The sequence below is a fragment of the Pedobacter sp. 01N416 genome (genome assembly GCF_056399685.1).
Genome location: NZ_JBFTRT010000174.1, coordinates 1 through 9,916 on the forward strand (window position 1 = coordinate 1; position 9,916 = coordinate 9,916).

9 protein-coding genes and 1 pseudogene are annotated in these 9,916 nt (G+C 36.8%); 7 read left to right on the forward strand and 3 right to left on the reverse strand.

Going from position 1 to position 9,916, the window contains the following annotated elements; genetic code table 11:
• Both AC1DND_RS11570 and AC1DND_RS11575 read left to right on the forward strand, forming a co-directional pair.
• On the forward strand, positions 1-334 hold a 334-nt coding region (locus AC1DND_RS11570; protein WP_477581746.1), incomplete at its 5' end, for an SRPBCC domain-containing protein.
• A 19-nt stretch (positions 335-353) separates the two neighbouring features.
• On the forward strand, positions 354-1,169 hold the full coding sequence (locus AC1DND_RS11575; protein WP_477581748.1) for a hypothetical protein: 816 nt from the start codon (positions 354-356) through the stop codon (positions 1,167-1,169).
• Positions 1,170-1,321: 152 nt separating this feature from the next.
• Here the strand turns inward: AC1DND_RS11575 and lysA are convergent, their stop codons facing one another.
• Entirely contained in the window at positions 1,322-2,344 is a 1,023-nt protein-coding gene (lysA, locus tag AC1DND_RS11580) for a diaminopimelate decarboxylase (RefSeq protein ID WP_477581750.1), read from the reverse strand.
• A gap of 318 nt (positions 2,345-2,662) precedes the next feature.
• Entirely contained in the window at positions 2,663-3,976 is a 1,314-nt protein-coding gene (locus AC1DND_RS11585) for an aspartate kinase (RefSeq protein ID WP_477581751.1), read from the reverse strand.
• Between the two features lie 269 nt (positions 3,977-4,245).
• Between AC1DND_RS11585 and AC1DND_RS11590 the strand changes: the two genes are divergently transcribed.
• Positions 4,246-5,982, forward strand: coding sequence for a phospho-sugar mutase (locus AC1DND_RS11590; RefSeq protein ID WP_477581753.1), 1,737 nt, complete (start codon positions 4,246-4,248; stop codon positions 5,980-5,982).
• Between the two features lie 166 nt (positions 5,983-6,148).
• Here the strand turns inward: AC1DND_RS11590 and AC1DND_RS11595 are convergent, their stop codons facing one another.
• Positions 6,149-6,934, reverse strand: a complete 786-nt coding sequence (locus AC1DND_RS11595; RefSeq protein ID WP_477581755.1) for a hypothetical protein — start codon at positions 6,932-6,934, stop codon at positions 6,149-6,151.
• A gap of 280 nt (positions 6,935-7,214) precedes the next feature.
• On the opposite strand from AC1DND_RS11595, the gene AC1DND_RS11600 reads away from it, so the two are divergent.
• The 4 genes and pseudogenes from AC1DND_RS11600 to AC1DND_RS11615 all read left to right on the forward strand — a co-directional run.
• The gene (locus AC1DND_RS11600) at positions 7,215-7,586 is read left to right on the forward strand and encodes a hypothetical protein (RefSeq protein ID WP_477581757.1); all 372 of its coding nucleotides are present in this window, start codon (positions 7,215-7,217) and stop codon (positions 7,584-7,586) included.
• Between the two features lie 145 nt (positions 7,587-7,731).
• Positions 7,732-8,502 (forward strand): MbnP family protein, encoded by a 771-nt coding sequence (locus AC1DND_RS11605; RefSeq protein ID WP_477581759.1) that lies wholly within the window; start codon positions 7,732-7,734, stop codon positions 8,500-8,502.
• Positions 8,503-8,529: 27 nt separating this feature from the next.
• Entirely contained in the window at positions 8,530-9,540 is a 1,011-nt protein-coding gene (locus AC1DND_RS11610) for a cytochrome-c peroxidase (RefSeq protein WP_477581761.1), read from the forward strand.
• Positions 9,503-9,916, forward strand: a pseudogene (locus AC1DND_RS11615) (hypothetical protein); the annotation flags it as partial. The gene AC1DND_RS11610 and the pseudogene AC1DND_RS11615, both read left to right, overlap by 38 nt.

Sequence of the window (9,916 nt, forward strand, 5' to 3'; positions counted from 1 at the left end):
AGTTTATTTAGCCCTTACCAAAGAAACCAGCATAAAATTATGGACTGGTGCTGAAGTAGAGTTTGAAGAATTCCCAGAAACAGAATTTTCTTTCTGGGATGGAGATATTACGGGCAAAAACATTGAGTTTGTTTACGGCAAACAAATTGTTCAACAATGGTATTTTGGAGAAGAAAACGAACCTTCTATCGTAACCATAAAACTTCACGAAGATAAAAAAGGAACTTCACTGGAATTTAAACAAACCAATATCCCTGATGAAGATTATAAAGATTTTACGGAAGGTATTCAAGAATATTTCCTGGGAGGTTTGGTAGATTTCTTTGACGAATAAATCAACTTAACTTAAAAAAATGAAAACTAAAATTAATACTCTCTTTCCTTTTTTGCTTGTGGTTATTTTAGCCAGCTCCTGCAGAACGTATCTTACACCTGCCTTGCCGGGAAATAACATGGGCTATCTGCCTCGTCCGATGGAAGCCGACAGTGTTAAATCTTTAACACATGCATCAGCAAGTTTTGCCGGGGCGTCTTCTCCAGGAAATGGTAGCGTTTCATTTGAATTGGGTATGTTGAATATCAACCGTGCCCATACGTTTAAAGGATTTAACGTTGCATACGGTGTTTTTGGTTATTTAGGGAGCGCAGAAAATACCTACCAAGATAATGCTAACAATGCCAAAGCAGATTACCCACCTTCTTTTAACAAAAATATGTATGGCTTTGGCTTGAGAACTTCTATAGGCTTCCATAGCACGTCTGCTAATGGAAATACAGATTTTAGATTTATAAATTGGGAAAACGCTTTAAGTACCGAAAGTGGAGCGTACGCTGATTTTAGAGAAGAAGTTTATAATGGTAAAGTTTACAATTATGCAGGTGTTTCAAATAGGAAAAGATTTTGGACCACAGGTTTATCGACAGAAGTGATCTTTAGAGGAATGCGTAATCATGATATTAAACATGCTTTTAGGCTTTTCATCGGTGGAACACCAGGACTAGCTAACAGTTTTAAATACGGGGATTTCGCAGATATTGATAAAATAATTAAAAGTTCTGGAGCATGGAATCTTAGCTACTTTTTAAACGTAAAAAAAATCACACTTTCATTTGAAATAGCCGAAAATATAAATTTAGCAAGTAAGATTTCTTTGGGTTATAAATTCTAATAAAACTTATCGACATTATTACTGTTCTGATATAAATATAATATTATGAACAGAACATTAGGAATTATATTAATCGTTGTGGGCATTGCTATGCTCATCTGGACTGGCTTCTCTTACACTAAAAAAGAAAAAATTGTTGATGCAGGTCCCATTCAAATATCTGCCGATAAAGAAAAATCTATCAATTGGCCGACTTCGGACTTCGAACTCGTTACTCCAGACTGACTAAGATTTTCGATTTTGTGATAGGCTTGATATAAGGCTGGGCGCATCAATTCAGTCATACCGGCATCTAAAACCACGAAATTTTTTTTCTTTCCGTTTTTAATGTAAAGTACACGCGTAATCAATGAAGCCGATTGACCAACCAATGCCCTGCCCAATTCAAAATGTACTTCCTGACCAGGTTTAACAGTCAAAAATTCATTGAAAATCTTAAAATAAGATTCAAAGTCAGGAATCTGGTGATCAGGATTGTAATAATCGATGCCTAAGCCGCCACCAACATTTAATACTTTTAGGTTAAAACCCTTATCTTCAAACCAGGCTGCAAATTCGTTTACACGCACACAAAGGTTTTTGTACACATCCAAATTGGTAATCTGCGAACCAATGTGAAAATGGATACCAATAAATTTCAGGTTTGGAGATGCTTTTAAAGTTTCTGCGCACTCTGGCAAATCCCATGAGTTGATCCCAAATTTATTTTCGTCTAAACCAGTGGTAATGTTGTGGTGTGTATGTGCATCCACATTGGGATTGATGCGGATAGCCACCTGAGCTGTTTTACCTTTTTTACCGGCAAGTTCATTTAGTACCTCTAATTCCTGGATAGATTCTACATTAAAGCAGAAAATATCAAGATCAAGGGCTTCGTTGATTTCTTTATCCGATTTACCTACTCCGGCAAAAACGATTTTTTTGTGATCAAAACCTACTTCAACTGCTCTTCTCACCTCTCCTGCACTCACGCAATCTGCACCGAAACCAATTTCTTTAATCTGGTTTAACAGCACAGAATTAAAATTTGCCTTTAGTGCATAGTGAATGTGAAATTGATACGGAGCCGCTGCATCTGCGCAGGTACGCAAGGTTTTTTGCAACAGATCGGTATCATAGTAGTAAAAAGGCGTTTCTATATTGTTAAACTTTGATATATCTTTATCGGCGAACATGTTCAAATTCCTTATTATAATTTTAATTTTATTCTTTGGGCTAATTTATTTGGGTAACTACCTGGATTTAAAGCATGGAAGAATTACCCAGAAACAATATAATGGAAAAGTCCGGTTTTTTATCGTGTTACTCTTCATTGTACTGTTCCTCTTATTTATCAAAAAATGAAGATAGCAGCTGCCATATTTATTATTCTTATTCTTTCTGCAGGATTGTATAACTCTTACAAAAAGCATAAAAACGGTTTGCTACCGGCAAGCTTTCTGGCTTTTCACTTTCTTATCGGATTACTGGTAATAATCGGCGCTTTTTTCCTCTTATTCGAATAATCTATTGTGCAGGCTTCTTAAAGCTTCGGTTTTATACTCACTTAATATTAAAAGCGAAACGTTGTAGTTGCTTCCACCGTAAGAAATCATACGGATCGGAATGTGTTTTAAACCTTCTAAAACCCTGCTGGCGAAACCATGCTTCTCCGAACCGAAATCGCCCACTACACATACAATGCTGTGGTCGGTATCTACTTCTACTGTTCCGAAACTTTCCAACTYTTCGATAATCTGCGGCAAATGAGCTGTTTCATCAATGGTTAACGATACGGCAACCTCAGAAGTGGTAATCATATCAATCGGTGTTTTATACCGCTCAAAAACTTCAAAAACCCTCCGTAAGAAACCATAAGCCAACAACATACGACTCGATTGGATACGGATTGCCGTGATGCCATCTTTCGCTGCTATTGATTTAATTTTTCCTTTTTCGCTATCGTGAGTAATCAAAGTACCTGCAGCTGAAGGTTCCATCGTGTTTAACAAACGAACCGGAATTTTATATTTTTGTGCTGGGAAAACCGATTGAGGGTGCAAAATCTTTGCGCCAAAATAAGCCAACTCAGCTGCTTCATCAAAAGATAACTGTGCAATTGGTTTAGTGCCTTTAACAATACGTGGATCGTTGTTGTGCATGCCGTCAATATCCGTCCAGATTTGAACTTCTTCCGCCATAATTGCTGCACCTAATAATGATGCCGTATAATCACTACCACCTCGACGTAGATTATCTACCTCGCCAAAACTGTTGCGGCAGATGTATCCCTGTGTAATGAACAGTTTATTGTCTTTATGCTGCTCCAAAAGAGGCATTAAATGTTTCGTTGTAAAAGGAATATCAGGCTCATTATCTTCATCCGTTTTCATAAAATCTAAAGCCGGCAATAATACCGAGGGTACGCCGATAGATTTTAAATAAATATGGTATAAAGTTGTAGATAACAATTCTCCTTGGGCCAACACTACCTTCTCTTCAATTGGAGTAAAAATATCGTTCGCTAAGCCAGCTAAGAAACCAAAGTGATAATCGATCACTTCATTTCCCTGCTCTTGAAACTCGTCAGCAGGCAACAATTCAACAACAAAAGCTTTATATTTCTGGTATAGATTTTCCACGCACTCGCTTCCCTTCTTCTTATCTCCAGCTAAAAAATAATTTGCAATTTCTACTAAACTATTTGTAGTACCAGACACGGCTGATAATACTACAATCTGCTCTTCATTTGGATTAACGATATCCAACAACTTCGTCATGCGCTCAGGACTACCTACTGAAGTACCCCCAAATTTTAATATTTTCATTTAATGCTTATTGTTTTTAACGGTAATGAAGCTATCATAATTTATTTATTTACTTTTGGCTATAGAAAATTATGATGGTTTCAATTTTAAATACTAGAATATGTAATTTTCTTTATTATTGTATCGGGGCGTGAAATTAAACAAAAGCAGCTTAAAAGCAACACCCTCAACAAAATAAAATTTGGATGTGCTGAAATAAATGCGTTTCAACCAAACATCATTCAATAAAATTTGTTCAACACCAGATATTAAATTTAAAAAACAGCTCAATGCAGGCAATTGACCAATCAACACAAGCCACAATTAATCAGTGGTTAAGTGGAAATTATGATGAAAATACCAAGGCAGAAATTCAGGCCCTTGTGGATAAAGATGCAACTACCGAATTAACAGATGCATTTTATAGAAGTTTAGAATTTGGAACTGGTGGCCTACGTGGCATTATGGGTGCGGGTTCTAACCGGATCAACAAATACACTATTGGAACGGCTACACAAGGATTGGCCAATTATTTAAACAACAAGTACCCTCACGAAAAAATCAAGGTGGCCATTGCCCACGACAGTCGCAATAACTCCGATTATTTTGCTAAAATTACAGCAGATGTTTTCTCTGCAAACGGCATCCATGTTTATTTCTTCTCTGCATTAAGACCAACTCCAGAACTTTCTTTCGCTGTGCGCCATTTTGGTTGCAAAAGCGGTGTAATGCTAACAGCCTCGCATAATCCTAAAGAATATAATGGGTATAAGGCCTATGGTGCAGATGGTGGTCAATTTACTTCTCCTGATGATAAATTGGTGATCGATGAAGTAAATAAGATTAAAAGTATCGACGAAGTTAAATTCGACCGTGTTGAGGCGAATATCGAACTCATTGGAGAAGATGTAGACAAACTGTATTTAGACGGAATCACTGCACTTTCTATTTCTCCGGAAGCGATAAAAAGACAGCACGATTTAAAAATTGTATACTCTCCTATCCACGGAACTGGGATTACCCTGGTACCAAAAGCTTTGGCTCAGTTTGGTTTTACAAATGTAACCCTGGTTGAAGAACAAAGCACGCCAGATGGAAATTTCCCTACCGTAGTATATCCAAATCCGGAGGAAAAAGATGCATTGACTTTAGCAATGAACAAAGCAAAGGAAATTGATGCTGATTTAGTTTTGGCTACAGATCCTGATGCTGACCGTGTAGGTATTGCGGTAAAAGATAATGATGGCGAATGGGTATTGCTCAACGGTAACCAAACGGGCAGTTTATTAATCAATTACCTGTTATCAGCTTGGCAAGACAGCGGCAAATTAGATGGCAATCAGTTTATTGTGAAAACCATTGTAACCTCTAACCTGATCGAAGAAATTGCCAAAAAGAAAAATGTAACCTACTACAATACCTTAACTGGGTTTAAATATATCGGTCAGTTAATGACGGAACTAGAAGGTAAAAAATACTTTATTGGTGGTGGTGAAGAAAGTTACGGTTACTTAATCGGCGATTTAGTACGTGATAAAGATGCTGTGGTTTCTGCGGCTTTTATCTCTGAAATGACTGCTTATTATAAAGATAAGGGTGCAAGTTTATACAATGCATTATTAGATATGTATGTTGAATATGGTCTTTACAAAGAAGATCTGGTTTCGCTAACCAAAAAAGGCAAATCAGGTGCTGAAGAAATTAAAGCCATGATGGTTAAATTTAGGGAAAACCCTCCCGCAACATTGGGCGGTTCGAAAGTTTCAGTGCTAAAGGATTACGAATTAAGTCAGGAAACTGATTTGGCAACAGGAAAAGTAACTAAGCTGGATTATCCTATTTCAGATGTTTTACAGTTTATTACCGAAGATGGAAGTATTGTTTCAGCCCGCCCGAGTGGAACAGAACCGAAAATTAAATTCTATTGCAGCGTTAATGCTCCTTTAGCAGATAGAAAAGATTTTGACAAGGTTAACGCACAACTTGGCGATAAAATCAAAGCAGTAATGGCTGATTTGCAGGCATAGTTTTCTTAGTGTCGTCATCTCGACTGAAGCGCAGCGGAATGACGACATTATTTTCTTCAATTTATTTGTGTTCTCAAGTTTCCGTGGCAAATAATAAAGTCTTAGCGAGACGCTAAGACCAGACAAGAGTCAAAAGCTTTGAGTATGTAAAAAATGTCTTCTATTATTAATTCTTTTGAACCGACATCAAATCAATAAGGGATTTAGCTTTCGTGAAAGTATTATCAGTGTGTTCGCTACCCTTTAAAATTTCTTGTATATTAAATAAAATGGTTTGTTCAACAAAAGATTGAACAGAATTGATAATATTAAATTTCAAGCCACTAATGTATTTAAATTCCTCTGACTTTAGATGATCTTTAAGAAGGTTCAACAATGCCTTATCGTTCATAAAATGCTCAACACTTTTTGAGGTAGTTCCGATTTTGTATAAATACTGAATACGACCAACAAATGTAACAAGAAATAAGGTCTTGATCCATATTGATTCATTTAGGTAAGGTCTAACACTTTCAATATCATTTTGATATTTGCTTAATATACTCAATCTGCTTAAATCTATTGATTGAAGTTGAATCTCTACTGTGTTAGTTCCATTCCACTTTGGATTGTAAAGATCACCAAATTCTTCCTTTAAAATAAAACTATCCAATGATCGAACCATGGAGATAGACTCTCTTATAAGCAAATAATTTTCCCAGAATTTTTTTATAGCTTTTATCCTTTCAGCTTGATATGCTTGATAGCTTGAACTGCTCGAAGAAAGAATATTGTTTAGAATAGTCTGGTTCGAAGTTAAATCATCTTTAAATTTCTCTATTCTTTCGTCGTAGTCATGTTTTAGGCTTAATTTCACTTTTTCGGTAATACTATCCCGGAGCAATTTAACTAAGAAAATAACCACGGGAATGAGAAGTAAAGTGGCACCAGAATAATAGTAAATTGGGAGCATACAGAGCGTTTAGTGATGTACGAATATAGTAAGATATGATTGTAAATCAAAYTTACCATTAGACTTCTACATGTGAGGTATTTTTGCTTACAATGCAGATTCCTGGTTACATTGATGATATTAGAGCTTGAGAGCTACAATGTGGTAAGATCTGCAATGCCGTCCTCGGCGCGATGTAGAAGTAACCATTTAAGTTTGACTTTAATATTTAAAATCTTGCTCTTTCTTATTTTTTCTTTGCTGCAACCAATTTCTTTAATACTTTTGCAGCGCAATACCCATGTTCAAAAAAATCTTAATATATCTTATCATTACGTGTACCGTTTCTAACGGCGCCATGCAATTGGTAATCTATTCTGGTTATAAAATGAACAAAGAATACATCACAAGTGTATTTTGTATCAATAAAGAACATCCAGAATTACACTGTGATGGACAATGTTTCCTAGCTAAAAAACTAAAAGAGCTTGAGGGTAAAAACAAACAGGCTCAGGAAAACCTGAAAAGGGTTGCAGAGGCTGAACCAAGATTTCAGGCTATTGCATTAAACCATCATCTTCCTTATTTCATCATCACTTCCGAAAATCTTTATATCGAAAAACCGGTTAAAGATCTTTCCATTTCCATCTTTCATCCACCGAAAACGGTTTAAGTAAATCTTTTTATTTTACGATCGTCACCTTGTCCTGATAATTGGGGATCAGTCTATTATTGTCAATAAGATGCTGAAATAAATTCAGCATGACGGCCGTATTAAAATTTCTTAAAATACTTTTTACTTATCCAATTTTCTTAAAATGAAATTATCACAATACTTTTTGGCATTGTTATGCCCTATTATATTATTATCTTCTTGCAAAAAAAATACCGATGAAGTTGCTGCAGATACCAAATCTACTTTCTCTATTGAATTCGAAAATCAGGTAAACGGAAGTCCGTTGGTTTTAAACACTACAACTTACAAAAATGCCAAAGGCGAAGATTTTAAGATCAATGTATTTAAATACTACGTAAGCAATATCAAATTAAGCAAAGTCGATGGTACAACTTATCTCATTCCGGAAAGTTATTTCTTAATCGATGCTTCGAAGACAGAATCGACAAACATTACGCTAAAAGATGTACCAACGGGTGATTATACCAAAATAGAATACACCATTGGCGTAGATTATGCCCGTAATTTTGCTGGAGCACAAACTGGTGCCCTAGATCCGACCAACGGCATGTTCTGGACCTGGAACAGTGGTTACATATTCGTTAAACTAGAGGGAACTTCACCACAATCAACAGCAACTGGAAATACAATTACCTTCCACATTGGTGGCGTTATTGACCCAAACAATACCATTAGAACTTTTACTACGGAGATTAATGCGGCAAACCCGCTTCGCGTGAGAACAGATGGTAAACCGAATATGCACTTTAAGGTAAATGCAGCTGCATTATTTACAGGTAAAACCGACGTGAGTTTCGCTACTTTGAATATGACCATGGGTGGGGCAAATTCTGTAATTGTAGCCAACAACTATGCAAATGGCTTATTTCGTTTAGATCACATTCACAACTAAATGTTAAGGAAAACAACCGTCTTCGCAATGCTTTTTTTAAGCATTGCGTTGATGTATGCCTGTAGCAAGAATGAAGATGAAGTAACGCCTGAGGAAAAGAAAATTACCTTTTTGGTTCCTGCCAACTTCCCTGCTCCTGTATACAATTTCGAAGACAATAAACTAAGTAATGCAGGTTTTGCACTGGGCAAGAAGTTATTTTACGAAGCTCGCTTATCGGCCGATAAAAGCGTTTCATGTGGAAGCTGCCACCAACAATTTGCTGCTTTTACACAACTTGATCATAAAGTGAGTCATGGCGTAAATAATTGCCAGGGAAAACGGAATACGCCTCCACTTTTTAATCTGGCATGGCAAAAAGCGTTCTTTTGGGATGGAGGTGTAAAAAACATCGAAACTTCTCCGCTCAATGCCATTACCGATGCCTGCGAAATGGGTACTGATATACAAACAATCGTTGCGTTCCTGAAAAACACGGCTCCTTATCCTGATTTATTTAAGCAAGCTTTTGGTTCAACAGAAATCAATTCGCAGCTGATTTTAAAGTCGATTGCACAATTTACGGCAGTATTGGTTTCTGGCAATTCGAAATACGATAAGGTAATGCGTAAAGAGAGTGGTATTTCTTTTACCTCTGCAGAATTGGCGGGTTACAATCTGTTCAAAGAAAAATGCACATCCTGCCATGCAGCGCCATTTTTCACAGATTTTTCTTACCGCAGTAACGGATTAGATCTGGTAAGTACCGATGAAGGGCGATCGCATATTACGGGTGTAGCTTCAGATTTAGGAAAGTTCCGGGTACCTACCTTACGCAATATCGAATATACGAGTCCATATATGCACGACGGGCGCTTTTACAGCTTGGATGAGGTTTTAGAACATTATAATTCGGGCGTTAAAGCATCAGTAAATCTCGACGTTCAACTAAAAAATGGCATCCCTTTAAATACCACAGAAAAAGAGCAGATCAAGGCCTTTTTAAAAACATTAACAGACAATGAATTTATCAAAAACACACTATACAGCGAGTCGTAAATTATTGATTTTAATTTTCCTACTCATGAGCAGTCAGGCTTTTGCCTGCGATATCTGCGGTTGTTTTATGGGCATCACCCCTTATTACAACCGCAACAGCATCAGCGTTTTATACCGTTATCGTTCATTTAGCGGCTATGAAGGGCAATCACATTCATTATTCCCTAATGGAGGAAATTTCTTTATCCCAGCGCGAAGTCAGGATTCACCAATAACCAATCATGCGGGCAATCCAGATGATTATGAACTTTACCGTTCTTTAGAGGTTAGAGGTAAATATTTCATCAACAGCAAACTGGAAATCAATGCCATTTTACCTTATGTTTCCAATAGCGAGCGCTATAATGGTTATACCTCCTCCATTTCTAGCCTGGGC

Excerpts from the sequence above, each read along its gene's own strand:
- AC1DND_RS11595 (WP_477581755.1), bottom strand. The coding sequence starts at position 6,934 with ATGCTCCCAATTTACTATTATTCTGGTGCCACTTTACTTCTCATTCCC.
- lysA (WP_477581750.1), bottom strand. The coding sequence starts at position 2,344 with ATGTTCGCCGATAAAGATATATCAAAGTTTAACAATATAGAAACGCCT.
- AC1DND_RS11600 (WP_477581757.1), top strand. The coding sequence starts at position 7,215 with ATGTTCAAAAAAATCTTAATATATCTTATCATTACGTGTACCGTTTCT.
- AC1DND_RS11590 (WP_477581753.1), top strand. The coding sequence starts at position 4,246 with ATGCAGGCAATTGACCAATCAACACAAGCCACAATTAATCAGTGGTTA.
- AC1DND_RS11575 (WP_477581748.1), top strand. The coding sequence starts at position 354 with ATGAAAACTAAAATTAATACTCTCTTTCCTTTTTTGCTTGTGGTTATT.
- AC1DND_RS11610 (WP_477581761.1), top strand. The coding sequence starts at position 8,530 with ATGCTTTTTTTAAGCATTGCGTTGATGTATGCCTGTAGCAAGAATGAA.
- AC1DND_RS11605 (WP_477581759.1), top strand. The coding sequence starts at position 7,732 with ATGAAATTATCACAATACTTTTTGGCATTGTTATGCCCTATTATATTA.